The sequence below is a fragment of the Synechococcus sp. CBW1004 genome, from assembly GCF_015840715.1.
Classification (GTDB): domain Bacteria; phylum Cyanobacteriota; class Cyanobacteriia; order PCC-6307; family Cyanobiaceae; genus Cyanobium.
This window is the reverse complement of record NZ_CP060397.1, coordinates 970691-985056: the sequence shown is the minus strand read 5'-3', so window position 1 is coordinate 985056 and position 14366 is coordinate 970691. Positions and strand designations below refer to the sequence as shown.

Here is a 14366-nt window from a genome sequence, read left to right as displayed (position 1 = left end):
ATGACGGCCCCCGTCCAGCTAACGGGCCAGCCCCAGCATCAGCAGCAGTCCGCCGCAGAACCAGCCGAAGCTGAGGGAGGCGGAGCGCAGGCTGGTGTTGGCTTTGATCTCAGGAACGAGATCGGAGGCGGCGATATAGATGAAGTTGCCGCTGGCAAACAGCACCAGTCCAGCCACAGGCAGCGATTGGGCAATCAGCCAGGCCAGCACGGCGCCCAGCGGAAAGGTGAGGGCTGAAATGAAGTTCCAGCGCAGGGCGGATCGCGGGCTCCAGCCGCTGTGCAGCAGGATGGCGAAGTCGCCGAGCTCCTGTGGAACCTCATGGGCCACGGCGGCGCACCAGGCTGCAATCCCCGCGGCAGGATTCATCAGAAAGGTGCTGGCGATGCCCAGACCACCGATGAAATTGTGCAGGGCATCTCCCAGCAGGATCAGAATCGCGACGGCCTGGCGTGTGCCGGAGTGATTCCTGGCGGCGGGACGGCGGTGGGAGTGGTGCCAGTGCAGGAATTGCTCCATCGCCAGAAACAGGGTGAACCCCGCGGCGATGAACAGGCTGCCCTGGCGCGGCTCCATCGCTTCCATTCCCTCCGGCAGCATGTGAAACAGGGCCCCACCCAGCAGGGAGCCGGCGGCCAGGGAGACCAGCGGGAACAGCATGTTCTGCAGCTGTTTCTGTGGCAGCAGCAGGGTGATCGCCCCCACCATGGCCACCAGGCTCATCAGCAGCCCGCCGACGAGAATCCAGCCCAGGCTGCTCACCCCTGCCACCAGGCCCAGGCCTGCTGGTTGATCAGCAGGCCGATCAGGGTCAGCACGGTCATCAGAATCACCTGATCGCTGCGCGAATCAGGAATGCGGATATCGGCGATCAGGTGGATGACGTTGGTGATGCTGTAGACCACGCTGAACAGAAACTGGGCGCCGCGCCAGGGTGACGACGCGCTCCAGCCACCGGGATCGGCGACGGCATGGATCGCCACCAGCAGCGCTCCCACCGGGAGCAGGAAATAGAACAGCATCGCCAGAAACAGGCGTGGCACCCGACTGGCCGCCACCTGGCTCTTGATCTCGACCGACAGACCGTGGAAGAGGGGCATCAGCCCCAGCTCCACATGAAACAGCATCACCAGCAGCCAGGCCGCCCACAATCCGCTGAGGCGCACGGCATAGGAGACGGAGGGGAGTTCAGGCATCGCGGCCATGATGAACACAGTGCAGGTGCAGTTGATGCCTCAGGTGTCCGATGCCTGCGCCGCCAGCGCCGCCTGCACCTCCGGGATGAACACGGCAACCATGCCGCGCAGGTCGCCGGGCTGGAAGTTGAAGGCCCTGTCGTTCGGATACTTCTCTTTCACGAAGGCGGGGCGGCTGTCCCGGCTGCCATGGCAGGCCAGGCAGCTGGCCTGCACATCGATGCGCCTGTAATAGTTCACACCGGCGCCCTGCTCGGCCGTGGCTGGCTCCCACAGACCGGTGATCTCGGGGTGTCTGGAGAACAGGTCCATGACGCCGGTCTCCTGGGTGCCGGCGGGGGCATGGTCGGGGTTGCGGTACTTGCTGGCCACCTGGCGTACGGTCCAGCCGTTCTCCTTGCCGATGGCCATGGCGCGCTTGCCCACGGGCAAGCACACCTCCCGCATGGTGTCCATGGTGGGCTCCTCGCTGCTGCCCTCTAGGCTCGAGGCCAGGGAGATGCGCATGCGGTCGAGCTGCTCCATCTGATCGACGGCCCTGGCGAGCACGGGCGGATCCACGGGAGCTTCTCCGCTGGCAGCGAGAGCCGGAGAGGGATGGAGGGACAGCAGCAGCGTCAAGACAGCACCCAGCAGGGCTCGGATCGGGCGTTTCCAGGGCAGCAACCGGGGCCTGCTGCCCAGCTGCTGACCACGGGAGGCGAGGTGGGATCGAGCCATGGAGAGCACAGCCTGCGGCTTCACACGGGTCCGGTCACCCTGGCAACGGCTATGGGAACGGCGTGCAGATCGATACATAATGAGAACAGGAGATTGACAGATCAGGCGAGTCCCCTGCAGCGGGGACCCTTGCGTCGATGCCGCACGCACCGCGAAGCAACGCGGTGCGTGCGAAACACGGGCCATTGGCCCGGGTCTACGCCCACCAGGGCCTGGAGCCGTCGCGGAAGTCGGTTTCGTTCCAGGGGCTGACCAGCACCTGGTCGTTGTCGACCTGCACGTGGGCCAGGGCGAGTGACAGGGGCGCAGGGCCACGCACCACCTGGCCGGCCTCGTCGTACTGGCTGCCGTGGCAGGGGCAGATGAACTTGCCGGCCGCCGCGTTCCAGGGCACCACGCAACCGAGGTGGGTGCAGATGGCGTTGATGCCGTAGCTGCCGATGGCGTCGTCGCCGGTGACGATCAGGTAGGTGGGATCGCCCTTGAGCCCTTGCACCAGGCTGCGCTCACCGGGCTTGTGGGCCCGCAGCCAGCCACTGGCGGAGATCGGGTTGCCGAGTTCATCGCGGGCCAGGACGCCTGCGGCACCCCCCCTGGCCCGAGGCGGCAGGAAGAAGCGCAGGGCAGGGTAGAGAACCCCTCCCACCACACCGGTCACGGCGCCGAAGGTGATCAGGTTGAGCAGCTGGCGGCGGGCGGGATCGGGAGCCTGATCCTCGTTCTCACGCCCGAGAGCATCGGTGTTGGTCATGGGTTTTACCTCATGCAATGGTGACTTGAGCTCAGAGCAGAACGCAGGGCTGCCGCTGTGTGGGGGCCTGCCCCTCTGCTCGGCGGGGCCATCAGGCGCTGAGCAGCCTGTTGACGATGGCGATGCCGGTGATGGCCTGCCAGCTGAACAGCAACAGGTTCAGGGCATGGAGAGACATGTGGAGGCCGCGGGGCCACTCCTGGCCCTTCCCAAGGGCGGGTCCCAGGGCGGCGGTGGATTGGAAGAGAGAGCATGAGAAGGGCCTGGAGTGATCCAGGCCCATGCCGTTAAGGAACCCCTAAAAAACCCGATAGAATCAGTACAGTTCCAATAATGAGACTGGCAGCGGATGGCGGCCCCCCTCCAGTTGGGTTTCACGGACTACGAGCAGACCTACGCCAAGAAGAAAACGCGCCGGCAGCGCTTCCTCGATGAGATGGAAGCCACAGTGCCCTGGGATCCTTTCCTGGCCTTGATTTCGCCTGTGTACCACAGGCCTTCTGCCAAGGGCGGGCGCCCACCGTTTCCGCTGGAGGTGATGCTGCGCATCCACCTGCTGCAGCAGTGGTTCACGCTTTCCGATCCCTTGATGGAGGAGATGCTGATCGATACCCCCTGCTTCCGCCGCTTTGCTGGGATCGACATGGTTGAGGACCGGATCCCTGACGAGACGACGATCCTGAACTTCCGCCACCTCCTGGAAGAGAATCGGATAGCAGAGCAGATCCTGGAGACGGTGAACCAGAGCCTGCGGGAGAAGGGCGTGATGCTTAAGGAGGGTACGATCCTCGATGCCACAATCATCAACGCTCCCAGTTCAACCAAGAACAAGACGGGCGAGCGGGATCCTGAAATGCACTCGGTGGCCAAAGGCAACCAGTGGTTCTTTGGGATGCGGTGCCACATCGGTGTGGATGCAGCCTCGGGTCTGGTCCATTCCGTGGTGAGCACGGCTGCCAACGTCCATGAGCTGAACACGGCACCCGATCGCGTCCATGGCGAGGAACGCGTGATCTACGGCGACTCTGGCCACATCGGCATCGAAAAGCGTGAGGCGTTCAAGGACTGCGAAGCAGAGATGCGCATCGCCATGAAGCCCGGACAGCGCCGAGTTCTACCGGACACCCCAGAGGGAAGACTGCTGGATCTGATGGAGGCGGCGAAAGCACATGTCAGGGCAAAGGTGGAGCATCCATTTCGGATCATCAAGTGCCAGTTTGGATTTCGGAAGGTCTTCTACCGAGGCATCCGCAAGAACAACCTCAAGCTGACGATGCTGTTTGCCCTCGCCAATCTCTGGATGGTGCGCGAACGTTGTCCTTCTACAGCGTAAATGACAGAATAAGTGTGCCATCTTGAGGGTGAGCAGCCAAAAATGATCGGGGAACTCACGAGAAATAAGCCAGTCAGGCCCTGGATTGGAGCACCTGGCGAGTAGCCAAGGACAAAATACCCCACTTGTGTCTCATTGACGAGAATGAGACACGCTTGCGCTCAATTCCCGGTCTTGATCAGAGCTTCCTTAACACGGCCGTCTGATCTGATCAGGCTGGGCGAGATTCAAAGTCTCACTAACCGATCGTCGGGGCGCGTAGGGCCACAGGCTCAGAAGGGACAGCGGCGAGATCGAGGGGGAAGTTGTGGGCGTTGCGTTCGTGCATGGCCTCAATGCCCAGGCCACCACGGTTGAGGATATCGGCCCAGGTGTTGATCACATGGTCCTGGTGATCGAGCACGGAATGGTTGAAGTTGAAGCCATTCACGTTGAACGAGAAGCTGATCACCGCCAGGGTGGCGAACCAGATGCCCACCACGGGCCAGGCAGCCAGAAAGAAGTGAAGGCTGCGGCTGTTGTTGAAGGAGGCGTACTGGAAGATCAGGCGACCGAAGTAGCCGTGGGCGGCGATGATGTTGTAGGTCTCCTCCTCCTGGCCGAACTTGTAGCCGCGGTTCTGGGATTCCTGCTCGGTGGTTTCCCGCACCAGGCTGGAGGTCACCAGCGAGCCGTGCATGGCCGAGAAGAGGCTGCCCCCGAAGACGCCGGCCACGCCGAGCATGTGGAAGGGGTGCATGAGCACGTTGTGCTCAGCCTGGAGCACCAGCATGAAGTTGAAGGTGCCGGAGATGCCCAGGGGCATGGGGTCCGAGAAGGAGCCCTGGCCGATGGCATAGACGAGCAGCACGGCGGTGGCGGCACCCACCGGAGCGCTGTAGGCCACGGCGATCCAGGGGCGCATGCCCAGGCGGTAGCTGAGTTCCCACTCGCGGCCGAGATAGGCGTAGATGCCGATCAGGAAGTGGAAGATGATCAGCTGGTAGGGGCCGCCGTTGTACAGCCACTCATCGAGGCTGGAGGCGGCCCAGATCGGGTAGAAGTGCAGGCCGATGGCGTTGGAGCTGGGCACCACCGCCGCGGTGATGATGTTGTTGCCGTAGAGCAGGCTGCCGCTGATCGGCTCGCGGATGCCGTCGATGTCGACGGGGGGAGCGGCGATGAAGGCGATGACGAAGCAGGTGGCGGCCGCCAGCAGGGTGGGGATCATCAGCACGCCGAACCAGCCGATGTAGAGGCGGTTGTTGGTGGAGGTGATCCAGTCCTTGAAGGACTCCCAGGAGCCGCCCCTGGCGGGGGCGAGGGAGGTCGTGGTCATGGCAGGGAAGACTGTGCAGAGGGATGAAGTGCTGTGCCCTTCACCTGCATACAACGGTAGCGTGAAAGCCGCATCTTTTGAGGTCCTGGCCATGGGTGTTTCTGCTCAACCGCGTCGTTCGCATGCGGGGCGCGGGCTGGGGTCTGTGGTTTTGGCGCTGCTGCTCGGGGTCTTGCTGCTGGGCCCGGGGGCGGCTCTGGCGCTCGAGCCCCAGCGTTGGAACCTCCAGGATCAGAGCGGTCTGTCCTGGTCGCTGACGCTGCTGGAGCAGCTCGACCCCTCCTACCCAGGGGGGCTGCGCTTGCGGTTCACCGATCGCTCCGGCCGTCAGGCGCTCGACCACAGCCGGCCGCTGCAGCTGCGCGACGGCCTGGGCGGGAGCTGGGAGCTGGAAAACCGCAGTGCTGAACTGGTTCCTGCCGGCGAGACGACGCTTCCGGAGAGCTCGGCGCAGTTCGATCTGCCGCGGTTCGAGCCCCGGCTCCGCTCGGAGCTGCCGTTGCTTCTGGTCTTGCCGCTGGCTTCCGGCGATCCGGCCGAGCTGATGGCCCCTCCCGCCGCGGTGGTGGCCCTGCATGACGCCACCGTCCCGTGATCCCTGCTCAGGTCGGCATCTGAATCAGCCTTCAGATTCGCGGCGCGGTCGGGTCGCGGCCGCGGGCTCGCCTCCAGCTGTCTCCACCGGCCGGCGGCTGACCGGGTGGGCTCAGAGCAGCCAGCCTGGGCGGGAACAGCAGCACCAGGCCCAGGATCAGCATCACGGCTCCGCTGAGCAGCTTCAGGCGCCGCCCGGATGCTTCGCTCAGTCGCTGGTTGCCCAGGGCCCACACCGCCATGCCCACCATCAGGGCGTCGTCGGCGATGTAGCCCAGGATGTAGAGGCCCAGATAGCTGTAGTGGCCCCAGGCCGGCAGGGCCTGCTGGCTGAGCACGGCCGTGTACAACGCGGGCAGGCCGGCGGTGCAGAGCAGTTCCACCAGGTTCACCACCACCGCCAGCAGCGCCACCCCCACAAGGGACGCTGCCAGGCCCCGGCTCTGCAGCACCCCACGCATGCGGGCATAGAGCCCCGGCTTCGCCTCATCGGGGATCGACAGGGTGAAGCGCTCTCCGGGCCGGCGGGCATCGCGCAGGTTCATCGCACCGATCACCAGGGCCACCGCGCCGAGCCCCAGCTGGATCTGACGGCTGAGGCTCCCAGGAGGTCAGCCCGGAAGCATCGATCAGCCTCACTCCGATCAGCGGCTGGAACTGCCCTGAAAATGGCCCCGTGCCAGGAGAACGCTCACCATGTCTCAGTGCCGGTGATCTCGAGGCGAGCTCCAGGCGGTGCCGAGAGGCACTGAACTCCGCGCTGGGTTCTGGGTGCCCTGGAAGCGTGAGCAGCGCTCAGATCACGGAAGAAGGCAGAGCCTTGGCGTGATCGGCTCACTGCAGATCGCTCCCAGATCGCATGGTGGGCTCCGTACAGGCAGCAGACTTCTGTCAGAGCCACCGCCCACATCCCATCCTGCTGCAGGCCGGCGGTAGTCAACTCCCAGCGTCAGTGAACAACAAGAGGCGAACTGGACTGACTGGCAGGAATGTAACCAAATATGAGAGCCGATGATCAGTAGACAATCTCAGTGGCACGCTGAATTTGAAAGCGAATTTTTCATGCTTCGTCACTCCTCATCGCGCGCCATTGCGGTTGCAGTCACCACGTCCATCTCGGCTGCGTCAATTCTATTCGCAGATGGCGCCAAGGCCATTGATCTCAAGGGATTCATCCCTCAGCAGGTGTTCGTGAAGCAGGCAAACCCCACCGCGGTGGCCATTCTGTCGATCCAAGGCACCTCCGACACACCCCAGGGTTTGATCTTTGATGTGACCTATACCTCTGCGGCCCTGTATCCCAATGTCACCACATCCAAGGCCCGCTGCGGCAGCAGCCGCTCCCAGCTGTTCCTTGGCAGCAGCGATGGCGAGGTGAATTACGATGCTTCCATGGTGAACCTGCTGCAGCTCTACGGAATCAGCACCAAGACGACCACCAACACCAACGGGGCCACATTCCTGTGCGCCAACCCCACCGGTGTGCGTCCCAGTGAGTTCAGCTACACCCTGCTGACGACCAACGTGCCGATGACCGGCATGCTGCTCACCACCACCAACCCGAAGCTGTGCTGGGGCCAGAGCTGAGGCGCTCAACCTGATCGAGCAGGGTCAGACCATCGATCCCGCCAGACCTGAGGCCAACCTGCGCAGGCACGGCATCGACATGCTCCCCGCCCGTTAGCTCTGGCGGGATCCGGCCCTGATGGAGATCCCGACCCGCACCGCTGGTGCGGGTCTCCTCCAGCCGGGAGGCCTCTCGATCCACCTGCTCCAACGCCACCCAGAGCACCTCACGCGCATCACTCACGATCGCCTTCATCGGCACTGCCGCTTCATGGCGCCCATCGGGTGGAGACCCGCCCAGGTCCGCAGGAGGCGTTGGACGGGTCCTCTCTCTCCGCGTTGTGGTGCTCGGCATGCGAAGGGAAGTGTTCATCCGCTGCCCACAAACCAATGGGCACCGATCCATAAGTAGTACAGACCCGTGAGAACCAGGGCGAGGCTGCCGAAATGCACGATGGCCTCGGAGTGCTGCAGCAGACCACGGCTGGTCCTGGCCAGACCGGTGAACAGGCTGGCGAGGAAGATCAGGGCCGTGTAGCCGAGGGCATAGCTGACCATCGTGAGCACAGCCAACACCTGGGAGCCCGAAGCGGCAGCCGCTGCCAGCACGGCGAACAGCACGGGACTGGCGCAAGGGGAGCTCACCAGGGCGAAGCCGAGTCCCACCCCATAGGGCCCGGTGATCGGCGTGTCGAGCTGCCACTGCGGCAGGGGCAGGCGGATCCAACCCGCCAGACCCAGGCCCATCAGCGCCATCAACAGCCCCACGCCGATGTTGAAGTAGCCGCGGAAATCGATGAGAACGGCACCAGCAAACGACGACACCAATCCGAAGAGGCTCAGGATCGTGACCGCCCCCAGCACGAACTGAGCCGCCTTGAGAAAGGCATCGCGACGGGAGGTCAGCTTCAACGTCCCGATGTAACTGAGGTTCACCGGAAGCAGGGCCAGGATGCAGGGGGAGAGACTGGCCAGCAGTCCGCCGCCGAAGGCCAGGCTGAGCAGCAGGACGGGATGGCTGGTGTCCTGGGCGTCAAACCAGCGTTGATAGCGGTTCTCCGCGATGCCGATCATCCACTCCAGCGGGCGGCTGAGCTGTGGGCCCAAGCCCACGACGACCACGAGAGTGAGCAGGCCCAATGCCAGCGCTGGCAGCAGGCGTGGCATGGCGAACGACCGCCAGGGCGTGGGGGCCGCCGGGGTTCGCGTGCGGAAGGAGGGGAGAGTCATGGCATGGAAGAGACCAGGACACGAGGCGAGAATGACCGGGTGCCAGGGGACTGAACAAGGCAACCCATGGCCTGCGCTCACTTCGACAGGGCCTTGTTCAGCACGGTGGTGTAAGCCGAGGCATCGGCATTGTTGCGATGCTGGGCAAGGACCTTGCCGGTGGCGGGATCGATGATCGCCACCAGGCCCGTCTGGGTCCGGTTGGCCTTCAGGAAGCCCGCCAGACCCAGCCGCTGGGCGTTGGCCATGGACACCTCGGTCTTGGCCTTGTCGCTCACATCAAACACCACAAAATGCACGCGGTTGGTATAGGTCTGGCGCAGTTGCGCCAGGGTCGGTGCGATGTTGCGGCAGGCCGGACACCAGCTGGCGTAGACGTCCACCACCACCGGTTTGCCCTGCAGCTGTCTGGCAAGGGGGCCTGCCGGGCTTGAAGCCAGAGCAGCATCCATCCTGGCCTGGGCAGGCTGCTGGAGCGTTGCGGCCGAGGCCTCGGGAGCCTGGATGGGAACCAGGCTTCCCAGAAGCACAGCGATGGCGAGCGGAAACAGTGGACGCGGCATCGTGAAGCCTCCAGGGAGTGACACCCACAGTGAACAGAGCCCAGATGAGCCTCAGATGAAGCGGCGATGCGGATCTGATCAACAACGCCAGGTCGCCGGAGCCGCGACCATGGGGTCGCACACCTCTGAAGTGCAGGCCCGATGAGGGATGTCGGCGGTGCGCCTGCGCCGGTGAGCGAGGCGATGCCGTCTTCGGCTCCAGCACCTGATCGTTGCAGGGTGCAATCCTGCAGGCAGCGTCGCTGTCCCAGGGCAGCGGCTGCCCATGTCATGCACGAGGTCGATGTCCCGATTCCGCTCGGCAACCAGCAGCTGGTGGTCGCGGCTGCGACGCCTGACTCCGGCGCACGATTCCCTGCAGCTGCGCCTCACCCTGGAGCTGCTGGTGATCTCCCTGCTGGGCCTCAGCACGCTGAGCATCTGGGCCGGCTGGCAGCTGGAACAACTGTTGATTGCCGGCCACAAGCAGACGCTTGACTACATCGCCGCCCGATTCCCTGAGCAGCTGGCGATGCATCTGCAGACCCAGAACCTCAAAGATGGTGTCGACCGCACCATCGAGAAGGTGGGCGCGCCAGGACTGGTCGTGTGGGTGAAGGATCGCCGCGGTGAGCTGCTCGGCCACTCCGCCAACTTCGATCTCCGCATCCCGGAGGCGCAGCTGGCACGTTCCCTGATGACGATGCCGGCGCACCCCCAGGTGATTCGGTTTGGGACCTATCGGATCGTGCTCTGTGCCGCTCCACTGCTGGTGAACGGGCAGTCCGTGGGCGAGCTGGTGCTCTCCCGCGACATCACCGGTGATCAGATGCAGCTGCAGGCACGGCTCGGGCAGTTGCTGCTGCTCAGTGCGGTGGTGGCCCTGCTGCTGATCGCGGCGATCAGTGCGCGCATTTCCATGGCGGTGGCACCGCTGCGGCAGATGAGCCAGGTGGCGGCAGCGGTGTCGGCGGATGCACTGCAGGTCGCCAGGCTGGAACTCGATCAGGCGCCTGCGGAGGTGAGCGGTCTGGCGCGGGCCTTCAACGCCATGCTCGCCCGCCTGGCGGTGTCCTGGCAGCAGCAGCGGGACTTCATGGGCAACGTGTCGCATGAACTGCGCACGCCGCTCACGATCGTGGCCGGTTACCTGCAGAGCCTGCAGCGCCGCAGTGCCCATCTCGATGCCGACCAGCGGCAGGCCGTCGACACGGCCCGGGCGGAAACCGAGCGGGCGATCCAGTTGCTTGGTGATCTGCTGGAGCTGGCACGGGCCGACAGCGGTCAGCTGATCGTTGCGAGCCAGCCCACGGATCTGCATGCGCTGCTGGCGGAATCCGCCGCCATGGCCGAGCAGGTGAGCCGCCGACCGATCCGGCTGCAGCTGCCGGACGACACCGTGCTGGTCGCGGCGGATCCTGCCCGGCTGCAGCAGGTGCTGCTCAACCTGATCGACAATGCCGTCAAGTATTCCCAGCCCGAGGCGGCAATTGATCTGCGATTGACAGCCTCAGGCAGCAATGCCCAGATCCAGGTGCAGGATCGGGGGTTGGGCATTCCGCTCAGCGAGCAGCAACGCATCTTCGAGCGCTTCTACCGGGTGAGTGAGGGCATGACCCGCGGACGCGACGGCTCAGGCCTCGGCCTTGCGATCGTCAAGGCGCTGCTCGACGCGATGGGTGGCACGATCCAGGTGCGCTCCAGCCCCGGCCAGGGCAGCGTGTTCACGATCGTCCTTCCACGCTGGCAGCCATGGGTGAGCCCTTGATTCTGGTTGTGGAGGATGACGCCAATCTGGCGGGACTGCTCGTCTCGGAACTGCGGATCGAGGGCTACGCGGTGGAGGCCGCCGCCGATGGCATCAGCGGCCTGCAGATGGCGCGCAGCCTGAAACCCGACCTGATCCTGCTCGACTGGATGTTGCCGGGTCTCTCGGGACTCGACCTCTGCCTGCGGCTGCGCCACACGGGCATCAGGACGCCTGTGATCATGCTCACCGCAAGGGATGAGATCACCCATCGGGTCGAGGGGCTGAATGCCGGGGCCGATGACTATCTGATCAAACCGTTCAGTCTCGAAGAGCTGCTGGCCAGGGTGAAGGTCCAGCTGCGCAAACGGCAGGATGCAGCTCCGTCGGAGCTCGTCTTTGAGGACCTGAGGCTGAATGTGCTGGCACGTCAGGTGCACCGTGGAAAGCGCCGGATCGAGCTGACCGCCAAGGAATTCGACCTGCTCGAGCACTTCTGCCGCCACCCCCAGCAGGTGTTGAGCCGGGATCAGATTCTCAAGGCCGTCTGGGGCTACGACTTCCTGGGTGAGTCGAACATCATCGAGGTCTATGTGCGGGCTCTGAGGCTGAAGCTGGAGGACGATGGGGCGGAGCGCCTGATCCAGACCGTCAGGGGCGTCGGCTACGTGCTGCGCGGCCCGATCTGAGCGTGCATTTCTCCGTGGGGTGGGGATGAGGGCGGCGCAGCCTGCAGCCTGACAGTTCGCAGAACCGCCACATCACAGACGGGAACAGGAACTGACTGGAGCCACCAGCCGCAGCCAGGGGCCTTACCTTGAAGTTGAGGGGAGGCCCGGGAGCCAACCCGACCCTCACCCTCCAACAGAGTCCGGCCAGGGATCACCCGAGCCGGTGTGCATCGCGGAGGTGCGAGTGAAACGAATGGTTGCTGACCAACCAGGTGAACTCGGTGGCGCAGCGAGAACGCCATCCCGTAGCCGCAGAGAGCGATACGCCAGTTCTGAATCCCGCATGATGAACCTCAGGGCTGCATAGCCCGAGTCGGGATCACAACTGAGAAGGTCAAGCTCCGAGCATCTCTTCCCAGAGACGTGATCCCATTTCCTCTCCTGTCAGGCACAAGGCAGGCGATGCGTGAACGACAGACACCCGATCGGTCGCTTCTGGTGTGAGGAAGCAACGACCCCAACCGGTGCCAGGGCGCCCCCCACGGGGCGCCTTCCCTGTCAGGGCCAGCCGCTTCCGCCTTGGGGTGTGGCAGGTGCAAGGAGGTATCACGCGCCCCTGGGACTTCAGGCGTGGGCACACGTCTGCCGTGATCCCCGATGGCACCACCCCTGGCGGGCGTCGCTACCGATTCCATGCCGTGATGGCAGCAGCTGCCGGCGTAATCGTGCAGCATCACGCGGCAGCAGCGACGTCTCCCATGGCCAGGATCCGGATGATCTCCATTGGTTCCAGGGGAGACCTGCAGCCCTACCTGGCCATCCTCCTGGAACTCCAGCGCCGCGGTCATGAGGTGACCCTGATCGGCAGTGTCAATTTCCAGGCTGCAGCTGAGGAGCATGCGCTGCCATTCGTTCCCCTGCCTGGCGACTTCACCACCCTGCTGAGATCGGAGACGGGCCTGGCCCTGATGCAGGGCAAACCTGTGCGCCTGATTTCCGATGGGCTGCTCGGTGAGCTGTTGACCACAGCCCATGACGCCATGGAAGGAACGGATCTGCTGCTGGTCTCGCCTCTCTGCCTGTGGGGCTACCACCTGGCCGAGGCCACTGGCTGCCCGCTGGTGGTGCTCAGCCCCATGCCGATCATGGCCACCGGTGATTTTCCTTTCCTGGGCTTTCCCGCATCACCAACCAGCACGAGAGGTCGCGGCCCCCGTCGTCGTCTGCGACGCCGCCTCAACCGCAGCAGCTACCGGCTGGTCAGCCTGCTCAAGTGGCGGCAGGACGCCCGGGTGATTCAGGACTTTCGTCGCGCGCGCCTGGCTCTGGATCCCCTCCCCTGGGGTGGCGCCCAAAGCCGCCGCACGCCACCCGCACACCTGGTGGATCCCCCGGTGCTGCATCTGATCAGCCCTCAGGTGTTGCCCCAGCCGGAAGACTGGAAAGCGAGCGCCTCGCTCACCGGCTACTGCTTCCTCGAGCCCCGCTCCGCCGATGGGGCGATCCTGCCCGCGGACTACAGAGCGGATCGGGATCTCGCCGCGTTTCTGGCGAAGGGCCCCACTCCCTTCTACGCCGGCTTCGGCAGCATGATCTGCCGTGATCCTGGGGCGCTGGCAGATGTCATGGTGGAGGCCGCGCAACGGGCCGGAGTACGCCTGATCCTCTCGCCTGGTTGGGGCCGGGTGCAGCCCCGCATGGCCCTGCCGGCGGATGTGTTTCTGCTGGAGGACTGCCCGCACAGCTGGTTGTTTCCCAGGGTGCAGGCGGCGATTCACCACGGTGGCGCCGGCACCACCGCCGCCACCCTTCGCTACGGCATCCCCTCGACGGTGGTGGCTTTCTTTGCGGATCAGCCCGCCTGGGGACGCACGCTGGAGCGGCTTGGGGTCAGTCCTGCCACACACCGGCTCAGCACGCTCAGCGCCGAGGCCCTCGCCACCAGCCTCCGGGCTCTGGCAGGCGAGTCATGCTTCCGCAAACGGGCACAGGAGCTGCAACAGTTGCTCTGCCGCGAAGATGGGGTGGCCAGCACGGTTCATGCGATCGAGGCGCACCTCGGCGGCAGCAGCCGATGATCCATGGAAACCGAGGGATGGATCCATCGGAGCCGTTCTGAACCGGGTCAGGCATGATCTCCACCACACGGTTGCGCTACAGCCCCTGAAGAAATGCAGCAACGCCGCTGCGCAGTGCGATCAAGGACTCACCCCCTAAGCAGATCTCAGTCGCAACAGGTGGGTCTCAGCGAAGGCCGATCACCCAGTGGTTGATCACCGTGTGACGTCTGGCAATTAGGGTGTTCCCATCACTCAATCCCCACATCATGCTCACCGGTGCTGATCTGCTCGCCAAAGTCAAGGATCTCGGCGAAGTCTCCAAGTCCGACCTGGTGCGTGGCTGCGGCTACGTCAGCACCAAGAAGGACGGCAGCGAGCGCCTCAACTTCACGGCCTTCTATGAGGCGTTGCTGGAGGCCAAAGGGATGAACCTCGGTACCGGCAGTGTCGGCGGCAAAGGACGACCGGGTCGTCAGCTCAGCTACGTCACCAAGGTCCAGTTCAACGGCAACCTGCTCGTCGGCAAGGCCTACACCGCCCAGCTGGGTCTGCAGCCGGGCGATGAATTCGAGATCAAGCTCGGCCGCAAGCAGATCAAGCTCATCCCCCTGGGCGCGGCTGAGGAGGAGTGAGGGCCC

16 protein-coding genes are annotated in these 14366 nt (G+C 64.5%); 7 read left to right on the top strand and 9 right to left on the bottom strand.

The window, feature by feature from the left end:
- Positions 1–18: 18 nt before the first annotated feature.
- The 5 genes from H8F25_RS04790 to H8F25_RS04770 all read right to left on the bottom strand — a co-directional run bounded on the left by H8F25_RS04790 (position 19) and on the right by H8F25_RS04770 (position 2950).
- Entirely contained in the window at positions 19–762 is a 744-nt protein-coding gene (locus H8F25_RS04790) for a ZIP family metal transporter (RefSeq protein WP_231597109.1), read from the bottom strand.
- A complete protein-coding gene (locus H8F25_RS04785; RefSeq protein WP_231597107.1) occupies positions 759–1196 on the bottom strand; it encodes a hypothetical protein in 438 nt (145 codons plus the stop codon). The genes H8F25_RS04790 and H8F25_RS04785 overlap by 4 nt, the downstream gene beginning before the upstream one ends.
- Before the next feature lie 39 nt (positions 1197–1235).
- Positions 1236–1916, bottom strand: coding sequence for a DUF3365 domain-containing protein (locus tag H8F25_RS04780; protein WP_197212230.1), 681 nt, complete (start codon positions 1914–1916; stop codon positions 1236–1238).
- 196 nt (positions 1917–2112) lie between these two features.
- Complete coding sequence (gene petC / locus H8F25_RS04775; protein ID WP_197212229.1) at positions 2113–2667, bottom strand: cytochrome b6-f complex iron-sulfur subunit; 555 nt, start codon at positions 2665–2667, stop codon at positions 2113–2115.
- Between the two features lie 91 nt (positions 2668–2758).
- Entirely contained in the window at positions 2759–2950 is a 192-nt protein-coding gene (locus tag H8F25_RS04770) for a DUF4079 family protein (RefSeq protein WP_197212228.1), read from the bottom strand.
- A 66-nt stretch (positions 2951–3016) separates the two neighbouring features.
- On the opposite strand from H8F25_RS04770, the gene H8F25_RS04765 reads away from it, so the two are divergent.
- On the top strand, positions 3017–4000 hold the full coding sequence (locus tag H8F25_RS04765) for an IS5 family transposase (protein WP_197210200.1): 984 nt from the start codon (positions 3017–3019) through the stop codon (positions 3998–4000).
- Positions 4001–4238: 238 nt separating this feature from the next.
- Here H8F25_RS04765 and psbA read toward each other — a convergent pair whose 3' ends face one another.
- Complete coding sequence (gene psbA / locus H8F25_RS04760; protein WP_197212227.1) at positions 4239–5318, bottom strand: photosystem II q(b) protein; 1080 nt, start codon at positions 5316–5318, stop codon at positions 4239–4241.
- 145 nt (positions 5319–5463) lie between these two features.
- On the opposite strand from psbA, the gene H8F25_RS04755 reads away from it, so the two are divergent.
- Positions 5464–5913: a DUF3122 domain-containing protein gene (locus H8F25_RS04755; RefSeq protein WP_370525873.1), complete on the top strand. Its 450-nt coding sequence runs from the start codon at positions 5464–5466 to the stop codon at positions 5911–5913.
- Between the two features lie 31 nt (positions 5914–5944).
- Here H8F25_RS04755 and H8F25_RS04750 read toward each other — a convergent pair whose 3' ends face one another.
- Positions 5945–6478 (bottom strand): hypothetical protein, encoded by a 534-nt coding sequence (locus tag H8F25_RS04750; RefSeq protein ID WP_231597104.1) that lies wholly within the window; start codon positions 6476–6478, stop codon positions 5945–5947.
- 625 nt (positions 6479–7103) lie between these two features.
- Here H8F25_RS04750 and H8F25_RS04745 point away from each other — a divergent pair.
- On the top strand, positions 7104–7499 hold the full coding sequence (locus H8F25_RS04745; RefSeq protein ID WP_231597103.1) for a hypothetical protein: 396 nt from the start codon (positions 7104–7106) through the stop codon (positions 7497–7499).
- A gap of 348 nt (positions 7500–7847) precedes the next feature.
- Here the strand turns inward: H8F25_RS04745 and H8F25_RS04740 are convergent, their stop codons facing one another.
- Both H8F25_RS04740 and H8F25_RS04735 read right to left on the bottom strand, forming a co-directional pair.
- A complete protein-coding gene (locus H8F25_RS04740) occupies positions 7848–8708 on the bottom strand; it encodes a cytochrome c biogenesis protein CcdA (protein WP_231597102.1) in 861 nt (286 codons plus the stop codon).
- A gap of 77 nt (positions 8709–8785) precedes the next feature.
- A complete protein-coding gene (locus H8F25_RS04735; protein WP_197212223.1) occupies positions 8786–9271 on the bottom strand; it encodes a thioredoxin domain-containing protein in 486 nt (161 codons plus the stop codon).
- Positions 9272–9554: 283 nt separating this feature from the next.
- Between H8F25_RS04735 and H8F25_RS04730 the strand changes: the two genes are divergently transcribed.
- From H8F25_RS04730 to H8F25_RS04715, 4 genes are all read left to right on the top strand, one after another.
- The gene (locus tag H8F25_RS04730) at positions 9555–11018 is read left to right on the top strand and encodes a cell wall metabolism sensor histidine kinase WalK (protein ID WP_197212222.1); all 1464 of its coding nucleotides are present in this window, start codon (positions 9555–9557) and stop codon (positions 11016–11018) included.
- Positions 11003–11686 carry a response regulator transcription factor gene (locus H8F25_RS04725; protein ID WP_197212221.1) on the top strand — a complete coding sequence of 228 codons (684 nt, stop codon included), beginning with the start codon at positions 11003–11005 and terminating at the stop codon, positions 11684–11686. Before H8F25_RS04730 ends, H8F25_RS04725 begins: the two co-directional genes overlap by 16 nt.
- A gap of 740 nt (positions 11687–12426) precedes the next feature.
- Complete coding sequence (locus H8F25_RS04720) at positions 12427–13746, top strand: glycosyltransferase (RefSeq protein WP_197212220.1); 1320 nt, start codon at positions 12427–12429, stop codon at positions 13744–13746.
- 248 nt (positions 13747–13994) lie between these two features.
- Positions 13995–14360: an AbrB family transcriptional regulator gene (locus tag H8F25_RS04715; protein WP_197212219.1), complete on the top strand. Its 366-nt coding sequence runs from the start codon at positions 13995–13997 to the stop codon at positions 14358–14360.
- Positions 14361–14366 lie beyond the last annotated feature (6 nt).

Coding starts and splice junctions, on each gene's coding strand:
- H8F25_RS04785 (WP_231597107.1), bottom strand. CDS start 1,196: ATGCCTGAACTCCCCTCCGTCTCCTATGCCGTGCGCCTCAGCGGATTG.
- H8F25_RS04780 (WP_197212230.1), bottom strand. CDS start 1,916: ATGGCTCGATCCCACCTCGCCTCCCGTGGTCAGCAGCTGGGCAGCAGG.
- petC (WP_197212229.1), bottom strand. CDS start 2,667: ATGACCAACACCGATGCTCTCGGGCGTGAGAACGAGGATCAGGCTCCC.
- H8F25_RS04770 (WP_197212228.1), bottom strand. CDS start 2,950: ATGGGCCTGGATCACTCCAGGCCCTTCTCATGCTCTCTCTTCCAATCC.
- H8F25_RS04765 (WP_197210200.1), top strand. CDS start 3,017: ATGGCGGCCCCCCTCCAGTTGGGTTTCACGGACTACGAGCAGACCTAC.
- psbA (WP_197212227.1), bottom strand. CDS start 5,318: ATGACCACGACCTCCCTCGCCCCCGCCAGGGGCGGCTCCTGGGAGTCC.
- H8F25_RS04740 (WP_231597102.1), bottom strand. CDS start 8,708: ATGACTCTCCCCTCCTTCCGCACGCGAACCCCGGCGGCCCCCACGCCC.
- H8F25_RS04735 (WP_197212223.1), bottom strand. CDS start 9,271: ATGCCGCGTCCACTGTTTCCGCTCGCCATCGCTGTGCTTCTGGGAAGC.
- H8F25_RS04730 (WP_197212222.1), top strand. CDS start 9,555: ATGTCCCGATTCCGCTCGGCAACCAGCAGCTGGTGGTCGCGGCTGCGA.
- H8F25_RS04725 (WP_197212221.1), top strand. CDS start 11,003: ATGGGTGAGCCCTTGATTCTGGTTGTGGAGGATGACGCCAATCTGGCG.
- H8F25_RS04720 (WP_197212220.1), top strand. CDS start 12,427: ATGGCCAGGATCCGGATGATCTCCATTGGTTCCAGGGGAGACCTGCAG.
- H8F25_RS04715 (WP_197212219.1), top strand. CDS start 13,995: ATGCTCACCGGTGCTGATCTGCTCGCCAAAGTCAAGGATCTCGGCGAA.